Here is an 18,303-nt window from a genome sequence, read left to right as displayed (position 1 = left end):
ATTTTATTCTCCATTACCTCCCTGTTTAAATTTATCAATCTCTGTACCACCAAAGTCGAGTAAACCTTTTACCCACTCCATAATACTCTTTCTAAACAACAACGCGATAACAACAATAACTGCGATAATCAGCATAATTTCCAAGGTCTGTAGACCATCTTCATCCTTCCAAAACTTCTTACAAGCGTTTTTAAACTTTTTCATTTATGATTCCTCCTAAAATTTTATATATATAACCTGATTACATTATTGTAATCGCGGGGTAACCTACTATAATCATGACTGCTACAAAGATGATGATTAAGGGAAACACCATTTTGGATGATGCTTCCTCACCCTTTGTTTTGGAAATGTTCTTCCGTTTTTCCCATAGCTCGTGTGATAACTCACGAAGTGCGAGTATTAAATCATTTCCACCTTTTCGATAGTTTAATAGAATGGTTGTAGTAAAAATAGAAATTTCTTGTATTCCACACTTTTTACTTAAGTCATTTAAGACCTGGTGGAATGGCTCATTACTTACCATCTTATTTACTGTCTCGGTCAACTCTCTAATAAGCGGAGAGTTTGGATTTTGGGTTGTGGTAACACAGCGAATTAGTGCCTGTTGCACCGTTTCTCCTGCATTAACTAAGAGAATAACTTTATTTACCACCTCTGGAAGCTCTGTCAAAATATCCTCTTTTCGTTCCTTCTCCTGACTGGCCAATTTAGCAACCATCGCGTATGGAATCATGACAGTAAAGATCAATCCAACAATTAATATCGTTGTGTCCCCTTCAGAAAGCAATGTGAAAAGAAAGGTTCCCAGTAAGCAGACAAGTGATGTGGAAATTAATTGCGCGACATACATTCTCGTGTGCTGTAAAGCTGTACGGTTGCCATAGAGACTAATCATTTTCTGCTGGATTTTAGCAATTTGACTATATAACCGCTCCATAATTTTAAAGTGATCAATTAAATATAAAGAAACGGGGGCCATAAACATTAGTGGATACTGATCCTTAAAGTCTTCAACCACGACATCGTAGCGTTTTCCGACCTTTAAAGATAATCCAAAATAGATTCCGATTATAATGAACGTTACTATTGCGTAAATAACCATACTTATCACACCTTAATATCCATGATTCGCTGTCCATACCAGTATGAGAAAACGAGCAATCCAAGGCAGATGGTCATAAATACCGGCCCTCTGCTACTCCATTGGTACATTGGAGCCAAGTAATCTTCTGCACTGTATTTAAGTAATAGTATCATTCCTATAGGAGCAACACTCATAATTCGGGACTCGAATTTCTTCTGTGATACCATTACAGCAACTTCTTGTTGTATATCAATTTTTTCACTAATAATGTCTGATGTTCTTCTGATTACTTCTACAAGGTTTCCACCAGTCCGTTTACATGTGATAAAAACATTAGTGAAATTTTGAATATCTTCCATATCTGAACGATTACTAAAATCAAGCAATGCATTTTCAATCGTTTCACCGTTTTCGATCCTTCGGTTAATAATTTCAAACTCCCGAATGATTAATGTATTAGGATCTGGGTAGAGCAAATACAGATCGGCGACCACTTCACGAAAGCTATTCTCGATGGATCTTCCCGCTGCTAAGGAAGAAGACAAGGAGGCAATGGCTTCTTTGAACTGTACTTTTAGCTTTTCTTTACGCTTGTTTAATAAGGTTTTCCGTTGGACTTTAGGATAGAGCAGACCTAACGCTCCCATTATGATAGTAGCAATTATACTTTCATAAAAAAGGTATCCTACGAAGGAAAAAAAAGCTCCTGCTATAACAGCGTAAAACACAAATTCCTTTACTGAAAGCCGATAAACAGCGTAATTAACCAGATGGCCTTCTACTTCTTTGTTCTGCTTTTCGTTATGTTTTTCCATGAAATGCTTCTTTTTAAGCAGTTCTAATTCCTTGTTTTTTTTGTCAGCTAGCTTACTGTCTAGCGGAATAGCTGCTTCCTGCTTTTTTCGCCTTCTAACAGTATAAAAATAGGCTCCGACTAAGCTAAGCAAAAGGATAATTAGTATAACATCTGTCATGTGTTCACCCACTCAGCCTTTCCTGATTAACAGAAATTCCAGCCAACTGTGCTTTTGTTTCATTCAGAAGGTCATTACCTGTTGCCCGCAATTCACCAATCACTTTTCCTGTATCTGTTTCTCCTTCTTCAACAAATTCATAAAGCGGGTTGAGAAGGACCTCACCGTTTTCTACCCCAATCACTTCACTTATGGCAACAACTTTCCTCGTATTGTCCCTAAGTCGCATGAGGTGAACCATAATATCGATGGAAGAGCTGATTTGCTGGCGAATTACTTCTACTGGTAAAGACGCACCACTTAACACCATTGTTTCCAGTCTGCTGAGCATATCTTTCGTTGAGTTCGCATGACCCGTAGAAAGCGAGCCATCATGGCCTGTATTCATGGCCTGAAGCATATCCAATGCCTCGGCACCACGGACCTCCCCAACAATTATCCGATCAGGACGCATCCTTAGAGAAGATTTGATTAAATCTCTAATTGAAATTTCGCCCTTTCCTTCTGTATTGGCATTTCTAGTTTCCAAACTTACGAGGTTTGGGACACTTTTGATTTGCAATTCTGCTGAATCCTCAATTGTGATAATACGTTCATCTTGTGGAATAAAGTTGGATAGTACGTTAAGAAAAGTTGTTTTACCAGATCCAGTACCTCCACCAATAAAAATATTGTATTTCGAGACAACGAGCTTTTGTAAAAACTCGGATGCTTCCTTCGAGATAGAGTTCTTCTCAATTAAATCCTCAATCATGAGTGGCTTCTCTGGGAATTTACGAATGGTCATGACCGGTCCTTTTAGTGCAATTGGCGGTAAGACCACGTTCACCCTCGATCCATCATGAAGCCTTGCATCCACAATTGGAGAAGATTCATTAACCACACGATCCACTTTAGAAACAATTGCCTGGATTATATCCTCCAGTTTTTGTTCACTCTCAAACTGTATGTCTACCTGAGAGGTGGAACCATCTTTTTCGATAAATACTTCTTTATGGTTATTGACCATAATTTCTGTAATGCTTCTATCGTCTATTAATGGTTGAAGAACATCATATCCTCGAAATGCATTGTAAATTCGTTCTACAAGATACTTTATCTCACTAGATTTCAACTTGTGTTCACTTGCATAATCAAAAACAGCGGCTTCTACATATTCTCGTAGCTCATCATTTTTAATGGAATGCATCAAATCAAGTGTTTCGCGTAAATGCTGAATTAGTTCTTTAATTACCTTCTCTGTTTCCAAGTGCGACACCCTCCCTTACTGGGATGATTTTGTCCTGAATAATGGCTTGTAGTTCCTGATTAAATAGCTCATTTCCTAAAATCTCGGAGCTTGACTGCATACTAGACCAGGTTTCAATGTAAGGGAGATAACCATCAATACTCATTTCTGCAGCTTCAATATGTTGCACAGGCGTTCCTATATGTTTGTTTAGAAGCACATGTGTCTTATCTTTCACAAGATTTTCTTTTCCTACTAATTTCTCTTCCTCTGCAAAGAAGCTTTTAAGTTTTAATTGACTTTGTACATCGTTCACGATTGTCCAGATGACATGATCTGCTTCCTTCAACACAGCAATATTGCGTTCATGCAATGAACTGTCAAGATCCACTACCACGTAATCGTAAGTACCAGTTTCTACAATCCCATTCACTAATGTACTTACATCCTTTTCGGACATTTCCAGCATCTCATCAGCACTTATTTCCAAATCGAAGTAATCAACCATGGAATAGGGATCATATTTTTTTAATGCCTCTAATTTTGAGCGAAGTTGCTCTGTCTCTGCCTTTACATAATAAAATATTTGCAAAGATGGTCTATCTTCTGCAGAGGTAAAATACAGGCTTGTTGAATTAAATAACTCAAGATTCAGATAGAAAACTTTTGCATCTGTAAGTGCAAGCTGTTTACTTAGATTTACTGCGACGGTTGTTTTACCAGCTCCGCCACTTGTTGAATAGGATGCAATAACCCTTGTTTGCTTACTTCTACTCAGAAGCCTTCCAGCTACTTCATTGTGCTCATAATAAATTGCTAACATGGAGGATATCAGTTGGTTTAATCTTTGATATCGATATATAGCATTCATTCCATTTTTCCCTTTAACTTCATCATCCTCTAACGTCATAATCGTTGTTCCAGGATTTACTTGAAGATTTTCTGTTAATAAAGAAGTACTAATCAATAAGATATCGATCTGTTGACCTTGATGTATGTATGTGTGTAAATTAGCAGCTTCCGTAAAGCACGTTACAATAAACTGATTTGTCTCTTCTGAGGTCCGCATAAATGCGGATAATGACTCCAAGTAATCTTTATTATCATCCAATATGACTACACGTAACTTTTTCATGCATTCACCACCGTCATTTCACTATCGTCTTCGTTACTTCTAAATATTACTAAATTTGTCACATGAAATTAAGAGCTATAAGCAAAAACAGTTCCATTTACCCATTGTCATTAGTATATTATCTTAAATTCAAGATAATTTTCTGGCTTAAATAGCAATAATTAAGCCAGAAAGCGTATAATAGATAAAAAAGCAAAACATAACGTTTGGATTAAGAGCGTTTTTAAGTGAATAACAGTCTTTAACTGAATAATTAATAATTTTGAATAATTAATCAAAAAAGCAAGATTGTAATTTAATGGAAGTGTATGGAGACCATATGCCTGATTCTTTTTATCTAATTTTGTTTTGGAGTAAAAATAAACCGGGATTGTAACAAAAATGTAATATTTAAAAGGAGAAAAATTGAAGTTTAATACCTGTTGTAGAATAAAAAATGTGTAGTAGCATTACCTATTACCCTTTTAGAAAGTGCCAGGTGTTTTCGAGATTAATAATATATACCCAGATAAAAAACTTCTAAACAGTAAAATTGGTTCATAATTAATCAACTTGAATATGTTACGATTAATTACATACTATTACAATTCGTTTAAGGAGGGATTTATCAAGTGAAATGTAACCATTGTGGTGCCGCTTTAAAAAGCAATACGAGTAAATTTTGCCCTGAATGTGGAGCAGATCTTACAGAACAAAAAGTAAAGGCAAAAAGAAGAAGTAAAAAGATTTTATTCATCATTGTCCCCGTTCTGGTTCTCGTTGCGGTACTTTCTGTTTTCTTTTTTATTGCGAAGGGGAAATTCACACCAGAAAATACTGTAGCTTCGTTTGAAGAGGCAGTTGAACAGGAAGATGCCGGCATGTTAGTTGATTTGTTAACTCCAGCACACGATTCTCTTGAAATCACGGAAGAGAATACTGCTCTATTCATAACCTATCTAAAGGATCACCCTACTGCGTATGAAGAGCTTTTAAGTAGACTACATAACCAGGTAGAATTCATCAAGTCCACGCCTGAAAAAAGTAATGGGACAGCCTACTTAGATGATATGTATGGAACCGTTAATATCAGACAAGACGGCAAAGAATGGCTCCTATTTGATGGCTACCAGTTACAAGTCGTACCAGCATTTATTAAATTAAATACAGCAAATAAAGATGTTGAATTACTTATAAACGGAGAAGTAGCGGGAACATCAACTGAAGAAGATTTTACGGATACATACGGACCGTTTATGCCTGGATCCTATGAAGCAATGGCCAACTTTAAAAATGATTATTCTCAAGTAGAGGAAAAAGTAGAAATAGAACTCTTTACAATGAGACAGGACACTGTAGAGGAGTCTTTTAAGTTACCAATAAGCGAGATTTCTGTTGAATCCTTATTAGATGGCTATACGTTAGCTCTCAACGGGGAGAAAACTGATATTGAAATACAAGAGGGAGAACAGACTGTGGGAACATTCCCAACAGATGGGTCAGTTTCTTATTCTTTCCATAAAGATTTCCCTTGGGGAGAGGTAAGCAGTGAGGAAGAACCATTGGAAAGTAATTATGTTGGACTTGATACAGTAAATGCGTTAACGCCTGAAATGGAAACAAACATAATGGAACAACTTAATACTACAATTGCGGAGTACCATCAGGCATTAGCTGAAAAGGACGTATCCATAATGAAAACTGGTGTTACCAATAAAATGAAGGATACACTAAAGGAGAGACAGGCAAATACTGCAAAAAAGTATCCTAAATATCAAGGTAAACTTATACGCGCAGAATATGACCTCTCTAACATCTCAAACCCTGTATTCGACGAGGAATTAGATGCCTACACGATAACAATGAGAGCCCACTATATTTTTTATGAACCAGTGGAAAACCTTGGGTGGTTACTAGCTGACTGGGAGAAAGATGAATATACGCGTAGTAGAGAATTAGAGTTAGTTTACGATGAGGATGCGGAGCAATGGAAACTGGATACTTATGAAAACGAGTATTTTATAATTACTTCAAGTTTCGAAAAAGCATTCGATTTATAGTTAAATAAATTTATAATTGTTAAACATAAAAAAAGCGGGGACGCACCCCGCTTTTTCTCTATTCTACTTTTGTAATTTTAACCTGAATGTCTCCACCAGGTGTTGCAACTGAAACTTCTGTACCTATTTCATGTCCTAAAAGACTTTTCGCCATCGGAGAATCGTTCGAGATCTTCCCTTCAAACGGATCGGCTTCTGCACTACCTACAATAGTATACGTTTCTTCATCACCATCTGGTAGTTCTTGAAACGTTACAGATTTACCTAGTGAAACAATGTCTGGGTTATCGTTATCATTTTCTATAATAACAGCATTGCGTATCATTTTTTCAACTTGAGCAATTCTAGATTCAACAAAGGCTTGGTCGTCTTTTGCTGCATCGTACTCGGAGTTCTCAGAAAGATCACCAAAGTCACGAGCAACTTTAATCCGTTCCACAACCTCTTGTCTACGCTCTGTTTTTAAATGATGTAATTCCTGTTCTAACTTTTCTTTCCCCTCTTGTGTCATATAAAAGCTTTTCTCTATTGCCATTAAAAAAACACTCCTTTTCTGACTTCCTTGGAAATGATTAGCTATATCAATTGAGAATAATTCTCATGATAAGTAAAAATATACTAAACAATACTATGGCAGATTTTATTTATATTTTCAATACTTTTCTTATTATTTTCTAAAATTTTCCTTAGTTTGTCTTTCTGAGTGTATAAAATTTTACTTAAGTTGCTTGTTTTTTTCTAATATATTTTCAATTTTTGTTGCCATAAGATCTATTGCAACATGGTTCTGCCCACCCTCTGGAATAATAATGTCGGCATAACGCTTCGTTGGCTCAATAAATTGCAGGTGAGATGGACGGACATTTTGGATATATTGATCAATCACGGAATCAAGTGTTCTACCGCGCTCCTTAATATCCCTTAATAGTCTACGAATAATTCGTAAATCGGCATCCGTATCAACAAATACCTTTATATCCATCAAATCAACCAGTCTAGGGTCCTCAAGAATTAAGATTCCCTCCAGGATGATAACTTCTTTAGGCTCTACAGGAATTACATCACTTGAACGTGTGTGTAGCTTGTAATCATAAACAGGCTTTTCTATTGGTTTATTTCTTAATAACTCGTGTAAATGTTCAATTAATAAGTCATTATCAAACGCTAAAGGATGGTCATAGTTTGTGTTTAACCGCTCCTCTAGTGGTAGATCACTTTGGTCCTTATAGTAATAATCTTGCTCAATAACGAGCACCGTTTTATCGGTAAAGCGCTGGGATATAGATCTAGTAACAGAAGTTTTTCCACTACCACTTCCCCCTGCTACACCAATTACTACTGGTCTATCTTGCATTCTTTGTTACTCCTTTCAGGGCTTTCGTACACTAATTGCTACCCCATCACCTATCGGAACAATAGACGTTGTGAAATGTGGGTGCTGCATTAGCCATTCGTTGTAATCAATAATTTTACCCACCATTTTTTTATATCGACCAGTTGCCATCTCAGGCTCAGCGACATACCCTTTGAATAATACATTATCTGAAAGAATAACGCCACCCGTAGACAACATTGGGCTAGCTAGCTCGAAAAATCGTTTATATTGTCCTTTTGCTGCATCGATAAATACTAAATCAAACTTCCCATCCAATTTAGGGATTTCTTCCAAGGCATCACCAAGAATAACAGAGATATTATTCTCTTTTCCTAGCTGACGGATTCTCTCTAAAGCCTGTTTATATCTTTCCTCATCACGTTCGATCGTAACAATGCTTGCTTCTGGGTTTGCTTGTAACATACGTAATGCAGAGTATCCAATAGCCGTACCAACCTCTAATATTCTTTTTGGTTGATACATGCGAATTAATTGCGTTACGAAATGCATACTGACTTTATCCATAATTGGAACGTGGTCAGTAATCGCCTCCGCTTCCATCTCTTCTATCCATGCTTCCTTCGCTGGTAACAGGTCAATTAAATAGTTGTTCATTTCTTCTTTCAGATACATGCAACTACCTCTTTTCCTTAAACTCTAACTCATTACACTTAAAACTTGTTACTTTGCTATAATGACTTATATTGTCTCGCTGTGTTAGAAAAACTCGTATTCGCTCATCTTTTTAGCGAATGTGTCCGTTTTTTCTTATACTTGGGACTTCAAAATGTGTAAAAAAGGGAAATGTGAACATCTCATTCACACTCCCTATTAGTGCGTGTTCAAAAAGGAGGATATAAAGGACCGAGGTCGGCTAAGATCGCAACGTCCTGTTGCATCGCCGACACTAACACGTCCTGTGCGTCGAAGTTCGAGGCGGCGTAGCTTTGAGTACCGGGCTTTCAAAGGATGTGGTGACTTCTGTGTTGTCCACAGCACGTGGACGATTTTAACAGAAGTTCATTAAACTCCTTTAATACGTGAGGAACAAAAAAGCAAGCCAACAAAGAAATTCGATGTGTCATTTTTACCGGACTTTTTGAACAACCTCTATTAGATTTAATTAATATGTTCATCCTTATATTCCAAATGCTCTTCATAGGTCTCGGCATAATAGATATCGCCTTCCCCATCATGTAAAAAATAAAGAAAGTCTGAATCCTCAGGATGTAATGCAGCATCCAGTGAGCTCTCTGCAAAATTGCCAATTGGCCCTACAGGAAGTGCGTCTACATAGTACGTATTATAAGGCGATTCGATTTCTAGGTCTTTATTCAGTACTTTATCTTTATGTTCTCCCAGAGCGTATAGAACAGTTGGGTCTGTTTGAAGCTTCATTCCCTCTTCCATCCGGTTTATGAATACACCAGAGATTTTCTTGCGCTGTTCCTCATTTCCAGATTCCTTTTCAACCAATGACGCATAGGTTAACACCTCATGGAGGCTAAAATCGGATTCATTAATCGCCTCTCGGTATTCTGCAATAACGGAGTCTGTTTTATTCAACATTTCTTCGACCACCGCTTCTACAGATGGCGAATCGACATAGAAATTATACGTTGCGGCAAACAAATATCCTTCTAGAGGTGTCTTTATCTCTGGGTCAAGGATGTCTTCTGTTAGTATCGAAGGATATGCTTCAATAAGTTGCTCAATGTATGCCTGATCATTTACAGCGTTTAAAAAGTCTTCTTTTGTAAACGATAGTTCCTTGGCATATATTTCAGCAATTTCCTCAATTGTTTTACCCTCAGGAACAGTAACAGTATGTACCGGCTCCGCAATTACTCGGCCTTCTTTGAGTGATTCAATTATTTCATCAATTGACATAGACGGTGTGAATGTATACTCCCCAGCTTGAAAGTCTGATTCGTTTTTAAACTTTATGTAAAAACGAAATATCCGCTCATCTTTAATAATCCCATTATCTTCAAGAATTGCAGCAATAGTAGAGGTTGAAGAACCAATTGGTATATCAACGGTAACCTCTTCATCACTAGAAGGATCCACAGGTTCTAATGCAGATTTTACATACAAATAGCCGGATATACTACCAATTATAAGTATAAGAAGCAATGAAATGATAATGATTGCTACAATCTTTCTCACCGTTTTAGCTTCTTCACTTCGAGCAATGAGATTGTCCTTAAAATTGCCATTCTTTTTCTTCTTGGACATTAAGTATCCCCCTCTCATCCGCTATATTATACTAAAATAAACGATTATATGCTATTATAATCCTACAATTCGACAGGTACGGGTTACATTTCTTATTGCTATTGCCTAGAGAATTAACATAATCATACAAAATATATTACTTCCCATTCCATTTTCATTAGTAGATATAGACACATTTGAGGGAATTATTGTAGAAATTGCTTACAGCGAAATGAATCATTGTATGTCTCTTTTGAGCTCAGGGAGACGAGAAAAAATAATAGTGCTCAAAAAAAGCTGGTGCCCTTTATTAGGACACCAGCAGGTTGTGCATTTTTTAGGATTCGTTCTCTTCATCTGCAAGTGTGTGTAGCATTTCTTCAACCATTTCCCATTCTTCATCTGATTCGATTGGGAATAAAGATAAGTCATCATCATCTTTTGACTTCTCTTCATAACGGAAAGCATATACTTCAACTTCCTCGTCTTCTGACTGTTCCACTGGTGTAACAGCGATGTACGAATGACTTGTTTTGTCTACATCAAAAGTAAATAAAACCTCAAATAAATGTTCTTCCCCGTTTTCATCCGGTATTATGATACGCTCTTTTTCTTCTAGTGCCATTTATATCACTCCTTTATTTTTGATTTAGAAAGCCTTGCAATATCATCACGGCAGCCATCTTATCGATAACTTTCTTCCTTTTCTTCCTACTCATGTCTGCTTCCAAAAGAACACGTTCAGCAGCTACAGTCGTTAGACGTTCATCCCATAATACGGTATCAATGTGATGGGTTTTTTCGATATGTTCTGCATAACGCTGAGATGCTTCGCCACGTTCTCCAATAGAACCGTTCATATTTTTAGGAAGGCCAATGACGGCTTTTCCAATCTCGTTCTCTGCAATAATTTCTGCAAGTTTTGAGTCTGCAGAAGTAATACTCTCTTCGTTCCATTCGATTGTAGTTAGCCCTTGAGCAGTCCAACCAAACGCGTCACTTACAGCAACACCGATTGTTTTGGAGCCTACATCTAGTCCTAGTATTTTCATTTAGTTATCCCTTTGCTGTTGTTCTAAATAAAATTTGACCAGCTCTTCTATGACTTCATCCCGCTCAATTTTACGGATCAAATTCCTTGCATCATTGTAGCGCGGGATATATGCAGGATCACCTGATAGTAAATAACCCACAATCTGATTGATCGGATTATATCCTTTTTCACGTAGCGCTTCATGCACGGTAAAAAGGATTTCCTTTATATCCTGATCAAAAGGTTCCTCCGAAAAATTAAATTTCATCGTTTTATCAATTGAGCTCATCATGACACCTCGATCTTAGAATAACACTTTGTTCCTGCTTTGATTAATAGATTTGTTCTACTCAAACCAGTTTGTAACCAGATTTTCCCGAACCTGTCACCGTTAAATTCATTCTAACATGTCTGTGTGTTTCATTATACTTATTCCTATCGCTCGTTACAAGCTGAAAGGAAATTATTTCAGATTATCCGCAATATATTCGCTCGTTACAGATAGAGCATCACCGATTTTGCTAGTGTCTTTTCCACCAGCTTGTGCCATATCTGGGCGGCCACCGCCACCACCGCCACAAATTCCAGCTGCTAACTTGATAAGTTGCCCAGCCTGTAAGCCTCGTTCAATTAAATCTTTGGAAACACCTGAAGCTAGCTGTACTTTTCCATTATTTTCTGCTGCTAATAAAATGACACCAGATCCTAGTTTTTGTTTTAATTCATCAACCATGTTCCGTAACTGGTTCATATCTTTTACACTTACTTTTTGAGCAAGAAACGGAACATCTTGGCTTTTTTCTACTTTATCTAAAATGGAAGAAGCCTCTACATTGGAAAGTTTCGCGTTCAATGATTCATTTTCCTTCTGTAGTGTGCGAATTTCCTGGAATAGACCATTAATACGCTCTGGAACGTTTTCATCTGTTGATTTCACTTGACTTGCAGCCTCACGTAATACATGCAGCTTACTATTCAGGAATGTGTAAGCATGCTTGCTCGTAACTGCTTCAATTCTTCTTGTTCCTGCCCCAATCCCACTTTCTGAGCTGATCTTAAACAGACCAATCTCTGACGTATTGGAAACATGACAGCCACCGCATAGTTCAATACTATAGTCTTCCATTTGTACAACCCTGACAACATCACCATATTTCTCACCAAACAGGGCCATTGCCCCCATTTCTTTGGCTTCGTCCTTCTGCATCGTCTCAATCTTAACCGGCATAGATTCCCATATTTTTTCATTTACAATTGTTTCAATTTGCTGTAATTCTTCATCTGTCACTGCGCTAAAATGAGAAAAGTCAAAGCGCAGTCGATCTGGACTCACAAGGGAACCAGCTTGATTAACATGATCACCTAGTACATCCTTCAATGCTTGGTGTAGCAAGTGTGTTGCAGTATGGTTTTTTACCACTGCCGCTCTAAACGGATTATCTATTTTCGCTTTGAGGCTATCCCCAGTACGAAGCTCTCCTTCGGTTACTGTTACATGGTGAACATGCTGCCCTTTTGGCGCTTTTTGAACATCCTTTACATAAGCAGTCCCTTTTTCTGAATAGAGCCAGCCTTTATCCGCTACCTGTCCACCACTTTCGGCATAAAACGGGGTGCGATCAAGTAGTAAAAAGACTTCCTCGCCCTCTTTTGCTACATCTGTTCTTTCATTTTCATTAATAATGGCAGCAAGTTTTGTTTCTTTTTCCAGCTCGTTATAGCCGACAAATTCACTTTCTACCTCTATATCTCCTAAAAGACTATCTTGAACCTGCATAGAATCTACTTTCTGACGAGCATTCCTTGCACGTTCACGCTGTTTCTTCATCTCTTTTTCAAAGCCTTCAAGGTCGATCGTAAATCCTTGTTCTTCCACGTACTCTTCCGTTAATTCTTTAGGAAAACCGTACGTGTCATAAAGACGGAAGACTTCCACCCCTGGAAAGACATTGCTACCCTTTGTTTTTTCTTTTTTAATGATCGTGCTCAAAATCTCTAAGCCATCATTTAAGGTTTCATGGAAACGTGTTTCCTCAACTTTAATGATATTCTCAATCAGTTCACGTTGTTTTAACACTTCTGGATAAAAATCCTTCATGATGTTGCCTACTGTTTCGACAAGTCCGAACATAAATGGTTTTTCTATGCCGATCTCTTTAGCAAATCGTACGGCACGACGTAATAGTCTTCTAAGAACATAGCCTCTCCCTTCATTTGAAGGAACTGCTCCATCGCCTATTGCAAAGCTAACTGTACGGACGTGGTCGGCAATCACTTTAAATGCTGTATCCCCTGTCTTTGTCTTTCCATACTTGGTGTTCGCAAGTTCTTCGGTTTTCTGGATAATAGGCATAAACAAATCTGTTTCAAAGTTAGTAGGAACATCCTGGATAACCGAAACCATTCTTTCTAGTCCCATGCCTGTATCAATGTTTTTCTTAGGTAATGGTGTGTACGTATCATCTGGATTATGGTTAAACTGTGAGAACACTAAATTCCATATTTCTAAATAGCGATCATTTTCTCCACCAGGATACAGTTCAGGGTCATTGGGATCATTCCCGTATTTCTCTCCTCTATCATAGAAGATCTCTGTGTTTGGACCACTTGGGCCCTCCCCAATATCCCAGAAATTTTCCTCTAAACGAATGATGCGTTCTTCTGGAATCTTTATGTCATGTAACCAAATATCAAATGCTTCATCATCTTCTGGATGAACAGTAACAGAAAGCAATGCTGGATCAAATCCAATCCATTTACTGCTCGTTAAAAATTCCCATGCCCACTCAATTGCCTCTTTTTTAAAATAATCCCCTATTGAGAAATTACCCAGCATTTCAAAAAATGTATGGTGTCTTGCTGTGAAACCAACATTTTCGATATCATTGGTTCGGATAGATTTTTGGGCATTTACAAGTCGTGGATTATCGGGAATCACCCTACCATCAAAATATTTTTTCAGTGTAGCTACCCCACTATTAATCCATAGCAATGTCGGATCCTCTTGTGGAACGAGTGATGCACTTGGTTCAACACGATGTCCTTTTTCCTTAAAAAAATCGATATACATTTGCCTTACTTCTGCAGATGTTAACTGTTTCATCCATATACCTCCTATGTGTTTTATAGAAAACAAAAAAACCCCTCTCTGCACAATGCAGGGACGAGTTTCGTTCGCGGTACCACCCTAATTACAAATAAGTATAAGACTTATTCATCACTTGATCATGGTAACGGTATGAAACCGACGGGGATTAACCGCACTCTGGTTTAGCATTCCATGCGTCTCTATTCAGGTTTTCTTTCAGCCAAGGAAAACCCTCTCTTATCAATCGACCTTCATGTACTTGGAACCTTCTACGTATTGGTTTTATTGTTATTAAACTATGCACAGTTATTTATTATAGTTCAGCGATATTATAGAAAACATTCTAGCCAATGTCAAGAAAAAGCCGAGACGTCGGTTAAAGGGGTATCGACCGGATTAGATAATCTCTTGTCTCATTCCACTTAAACTGTTAAACATCAACCAAGTTAATGCTCTGTATGAAGCAAATGCTTTATGATGACCTTGGACGTTGTAAAGACAGGTACAGCAAGGATCATACCAAGTACACCAAACAGCTGTCCGCCAAGTAATAATGCAAATATAATGGCAATGGGGTGCATATTTATGCTTTTCCCAACAATATAAGGGGCAAGTAAATTACTTTCAATTAACTGCATTACAAACACCGATAGGATAACAAATATAACCATTTTCCCCGACATTGTTAACGCGATTGCTACGGCAGGAATTGCCCCAATGATAGGGCCAAAATAAGGAATGATATTTGTAATTCCCATAATGAGTGCTAAGAGAAGGGCATACTGCAAACCAAGTAATTGAAATAGAATAAAAGAGGTTATGCTCACAAATAGACAAACAATTAACTGACCTCGAATATAATTACCAATTGTTTCATCTACCGCTCTTACCATTTTACCTGTCCTGGGCTTATACTTTTCCGGAATATATCTTTTAATATAGGATTTAATTTTGGTATCATCCTTGAGAAAATAGAATACAAGAACCGGAATAACCGTTATGACGACAATCATATCAAATATCTTCGTTGTACTTTCTATTATATTTGAAAGCAAACCATTCACAAAACCTTCGAGTCGAATAATAAGCTCATCAATTTTATCATGGACCGTTTCAGGTAAGAAGGAAGTATATTCATACATTCGATAGATAAGTTTTTCGTACATGCTAACAAATTGTGGAAGTTGTTCATTTAGGTCCCTGATTTGGATTAACATAACTGGAAAAATGCGATAGACTAAGTAACCCACACCTCCGAAGAATAATAAGTAAATGAATAAAATTGCCAAGCCTCTTGGAATACCTAAGCTGTGAATTCGATTTATAACCGGATAAAGCAAGTACGCAATGAAACAAGCAATGATAAAAGGTGCTAATAAATGCCATAGAAAAGAAAATACAGCTCCGTAAAATGGGAACAGCTTTATCATTAAATAAACAAATAAAAAAAGAAAAATACCAAAGATTAACCAGTAGAGAATAGTCAATCCCTTCCTGTCTTTGAACATAGTCCGTCCCCCTCACATACTACATACTTCATTTAATGCTTCAGGTGACTACCATTGTATTTTTCTTTCTTCTTGAGAGAAAAGATCGTCTAGTGAACTAAGCGAGCCATCTGCTTCAACCTGGTGAACTTTTAGTTCATCGTTGACGACCGCCATTTCAATAAAACAAGTCCAACAATAATATTGTTGTACGCCAATTTTACCAATATCCCTGCCATTACAATTCGGACAACGCATTAACTCAAGCCCCTTTAACATAAAACTTATTAAGCTAGGCTTTCCCAAATTGTAACAAATTATACATTACATAAAGTCATACGGCGAAATATCCTCTTCTTCGTGTTCTTCACTTACATCTAATGGTTTTTCAAGTCGCGCTTGCAGTTGTTCTTTTAAAGCTGAATAGCGTTTATTTGTATCCATTGTTTCAATGCCGCGAACGAACGCACGCTGTTCCCCACAAATAATAAGGGATTGTTTACTACGGGTAATTGCTGTATATAACAAATTCTTGCGTAGCATTCGGTTATATGCAGACACTACTGGTAAAATTACGATCGGAAATTCACTACCTTGTGATTTATGAATCGAAATACAGTAGGCATGCATAATATTTGTGTAGTCTTTTCTTTCATACACTACTTCTTTTTCATCATAGACGATGACAAGTTGTTCCACATTATCTGTGTTTTCATCTTCCGTAAAAATGGCCACAACCTCACCAATGTCACCATTATATACACCATCTTCAGGTTGGTTAACGAGCTGAATCACTTTGTCTCCTACACGAAATACTGCATCCTGTGTTCGTACCTCTCGCTTTTGCGGCGTTTTCGGATTCACTAATTTCTGAAGTTCCTTGTTAATCATCGTTATGCCGGCCTGTGAGCGATACATTGGTGCAAGCACCTGAATATCACGGACTTCAATTCCTTTATCCATTGCCTTAGAAAAAATCTTTACGATAACGTCTAGCAGCTGAGGCTCATAGCAAGAAATATAGCTAAAATCCTTATCATTTTCCAGGTTTGTCGCCTGGTCATTTTTTATTTCGTGTGCAAGCTGAATAATTTTTGATCCTTCTTTTTGTCGGTAAACTTCGGTTAGGCGTACAAAAGGAATGTATCCACTGCTCAGCAAATCAGAAAGGACTTGGCCCGGACCGACAGAAGGAAGCTGGTCTTCGTCTCCTACAATTAACACCTGCATGTCTTTAGGAATAGCTTTAAACAAACTGTTCGCAAGCCAAATATCTACCATAGAAAATTCATCGATAATTAAAAACTTCCCATCGAGTTGTTCACTTTCTCCTTTTTCAAAACCGCTTACTCCGTCCCAGCCAAGCAGGCGATGAATGGTAACGGCAGGAAGTCCAGTTGATTCTGTTAAACGCTTTGCAGCACGGCCAGTTGGTGCCGTAAGAATAAACGGATACTCTGAGCGATCCTGGTAGTCCTCTTTGTTTAACGAGAGATTATGGATGGAGGCATAAGCATTTAAAATACCTTTCACAACAGTTGTTTTTCCTGTCCCAGGCCCACCAGTTAATATCATCATTTTGGAATGGATTGCCTGATTGATCGCTTCAAACTGTTCCTTCCCATAGCTCAAAACTTCCTCTTCTTCCATCGATCCGATGATTTTCATTAATTCTGCAGTTGGAGTCTCATGATCTGTCTCTTCACTCATAATGCGTTTTACCTGTGCTGCAAAACCATCTTCTGCATAATAAAGGGAAGGCAGATAAACATTGCCTTCTTGAAGAATAATTTTTTTCTCAGTATTTAACTCTGTCAATCTGTTGTGAATGACATCATGTGTTAAGTCGACTGTTGCTAGCAAATCGAGAACCCTGGTAGTACATTCATCCATTGGCATATAAACGTTGCCTTCTTGAACGCTTTTTTGCAACACATAAATACAGCCTGCTCCAATACGATTAGGATGTGTGGGGGCAAGTCCATTTCTTCCGGCTATTTCATCAGCTGTTTGAAAGCCAAACCCTTCAATATCAAAAACATAACGATATGGATCCTCTTCCAAAATATCAATTGCTTCTTCTTTATACGCCTGATAAATTTTCTGTGCCATTTTTAGACCAATATGGTAGGTTGCAAGATGAACAACAACATGTTCAAAACCCTGGTTCTCTTGCAACGTTCTAGCAAGAGATTCTGCCTTCTCTTTTTTTATCCCTGGGACGTCCTCTAAAACTTTAGGGTCATTCAAGATTTTTGAAATAGCACTTTCCCCAAGCTTCCCAACTATTTTTTCGGCTGTTTTTTCGCCAATACCGTAAAAAATATCACTGGAAAGATACGCCACCAACCCATCCTTCGTATCTGGAATAAACGTTTTATAGGAATGAACATTATACTGCATTCCGAATTTAGCATGCTTCTCAAATTCTCCATAAAAAAAGTAGGGTGTATTTTCCTGGAGAGTCGAAAAATACCCCTTTGCCACAACATCCTTCTCTTGAAAATCTTCATCTGTTTCCAGTATTCTAATCTTCGCAATAGAAAAATGCTCTGTCTCATTATGAAAAATGGTGTAGACTAGTTCTCCTTTTATATAGCCAACTTTTTCTTCCTCGGAATGCCTGCCCATTTCCATTTA

The 18,303-nt window shown here is 37.6% G+C and carries 17 protein-coding genes; 1 reads left to right on the top strand and 16 read right to left on the bottom strand.

What is annotated here, in order from left to right; all coding sequences use genetic code 11:
• Positions 1–3: 3 nt before the first annotated feature.
• Genes K3T81_RS16465 through K3T81_RS16445 form a run of 5 tightly spaced genes read right to left on the bottom strand, consistent with a single transcriptional unit; the run spans position 4 to position 4,424 of the window.
• Positions 4–204, bottom strand: a complete 201-nt coding sequence (locus K3T81_RS16465; protein ID WP_238021075.1) for a Flp1 family type IVb pilin — start codon at positions 202–204, stop codon at positions 4–6.
• A 37-nt stretch (positions 205–241) separates the two neighbouring features.
• Positions 242–1,105 (bottom strand): type II secretion system F family protein, encoded by an 864-nt coding sequence (locus K3T81_RS16460; RefSeq protein ID WP_238021074.1) that lies wholly within the window; start codon positions 1,103–1,105, stop codon positions 242–244.
• Between the two features lie 5 nt (positions 1,106–1,110).
• Positions 1,111–2,061 carry a type II secretion system F family protein gene (locus K3T81_RS16455; protein ID WP_238021073.1) on the bottom strand — a complete coding sequence of 317 codons (951 nt, stop codon included), beginning with the start codon at positions 2,059–2,061 and terminating at the stop codon, positions 1,111–1,113.
• A gap of 4 nt (positions 2,062–2,065) precedes the next feature.
• Entirely contained in the window at positions 2,066–3,310 is a 1,245-nt protein-coding gene (locus tag K3T81_RS16450) for a TadA family conjugal transfer-associated ATPase (RefSeq protein ID WP_231495181.1), read from the bottom strand.
• Positions 3,288–4,424: an AAA family ATPase gene (locus tag K3T81_RS16445; protein ID WP_238021072.1), complete on the bottom strand. Its 1,137-nt coding sequence runs from the start codon at positions 4,422–4,424 to the stop codon at positions 3,288–3,290. Before K3T81_RS16445 ends, K3T81_RS16450 begins: the two co-directional genes overlap by 23 nt.
• Positions 4,425–5,035: 611 nt before the next feature.
• Between K3T81_RS16445 and K3T81_RS16440 the strand changes: the two genes are divergently transcribed.
• Positions 5,036–6,463, top strand: a complete 1,428-nt coding sequence (locus K3T81_RS16440; RefSeq protein WP_238021071.1) for a zinc ribbon domain-containing protein — start codon at positions 5,036–5,038, stop codon at positions 6,461–6,463.
• Between the two features lie 58 nt (positions 6,464–6,521).
• Here K3T81_RS16440 and greA read toward each other — a convergent pair whose 3' ends face one another.
• From greA to recD2, 11 genes are all read right to left on the bottom strand, one after another.
• Positions 6,522–6,998 carry a transcription elongation factor GreA gene (gene greA / locus K3T81_RS16435; RefSeq protein ID WP_036572387.1) on the bottom strand — a complete coding sequence of 159 codons (477 nt, stop codon included), beginning with the start codon at positions 6,996–6,998 and terminating at the stop codon, positions 6,522–6,524.
• A gap of 180 nt (positions 6,999–7,178) precedes the next feature.
• The gene (udk, locus tag K3T81_RS16430) at positions 7,179–7,817 is read right to left on the bottom strand and encodes a uridine kinase (RefSeq protein ID WP_058949349.1); all 639 of its coding nucleotides are present in this window, start codon (positions 7,815–7,817) and stop codon (positions 7,179–7,181) included.
• A gap of 15 nt (positions 7,818–7,832) precedes the next feature.
• On the bottom strand, positions 7,833–8,471 hold the full coding sequence (locus K3T81_RS16425; protein ID WP_338044670.1) for an O-methyltransferase: 639 nt from the start codon (positions 8,469–8,471) through the stop codon (positions 7,833–7,835).
• Positions 8,472–8,957: 486 nt separating this feature from the next.
• Positions 8,958–10,076, bottom strand: coding sequence for an endolytic transglycosylase MltG (mltG, locus tag K3T81_RS16420; protein WP_238021070.1), 1,119 nt, complete (start codon positions 10,074–10,076; stop codon positions 8,958–8,960).
• Between the two features lie 316 nt (positions 10,077–10,392).
• Positions 10,393–10,680: a DUF1292 domain-containing protein gene (locus K3T81_RS16415; RefSeq protein WP_106897016.1), complete on the bottom strand. Its 288-nt coding sequence runs from the start codon at positions 10,678–10,680 to the stop codon at positions 10,393–10,395.
• Between the two features lie 13 nt (positions 10,681–10,693).
• Entirely contained in the window at positions 10,694–11,107 is a 414-nt protein-coding gene (gene ruvX, locus K3T81_RS16410; RefSeq protein WP_036572377.1) for a Holliday junction resolvase RuvX, read from the bottom strand.
• Positions 11,108–11,377, bottom strand: coding sequence for an IreB family regulatory phosphoprotein (locus tag K3T81_RS16405; RefSeq protein WP_058949352.1), 270 nt, complete (start codon positions 11,375–11,377; stop codon positions 11,108–11,110).
• A gap of 174 nt (positions 11,378–11,551) precedes the next feature.
• Positions 11,552–14,191, bottom strand: a complete 2,640-nt coding sequence (gene alaS / locus K3T81_RS16400) for an alanine--tRNA ligase (protein WP_238021069.1) — start codon at positions 14,189–14,191, stop codon at positions 11,552–11,554.
• Positions 14,192–14,622: 431 nt separating this feature from the next.
• Positions 14,623–15,684: an AI-2E family transporter gene (locus K3T81_RS16395; protein WP_238021068.1), complete on the bottom strand. Its 1,062-nt coding sequence runs from the start codon at positions 15,682–15,684 to the stop codon at positions 14,623–14,625.
• A 48-nt stretch (positions 15,685–15,732) separates the two neighbouring features.
• On the bottom strand, positions 15,733–15,921 hold the full coding sequence (locus K3T81_RS16390) for a hypothetical protein (RefSeq protein WP_182858768.1): 189 nt from the start codon (positions 15,919–15,921) through the stop codon (positions 15,733–15,735).
• A gap of 66 nt (positions 15,922–15,987) precedes the next feature.
• Complete coding sequence (recD2, locus tag K3T81_RS16385) at positions 15,988–18,300, bottom strand: SF1B family DNA helicase RecD2 (RefSeq protein WP_238021067.1); 2,313 nt, start codon at positions 18,298–18,300, stop codon at positions 15,988–15,990.
• Positions 18,301–18,303 lie beyond the last annotated feature (3 nt).

This window comes from Oceanobacillus jordanicus, assembly GCF_022095695.1.
GTDB classification, from domain to species: domain Bacteria; phylum Bacillota; class Bacilli; order Bacillales; family Amphibacillaceae; genus Oceanobacillus_B; species Oceanobacillus_B jordanicus.
This window is presented reverse-complemented; position numbering and strand designations above follow the sequence as displayed.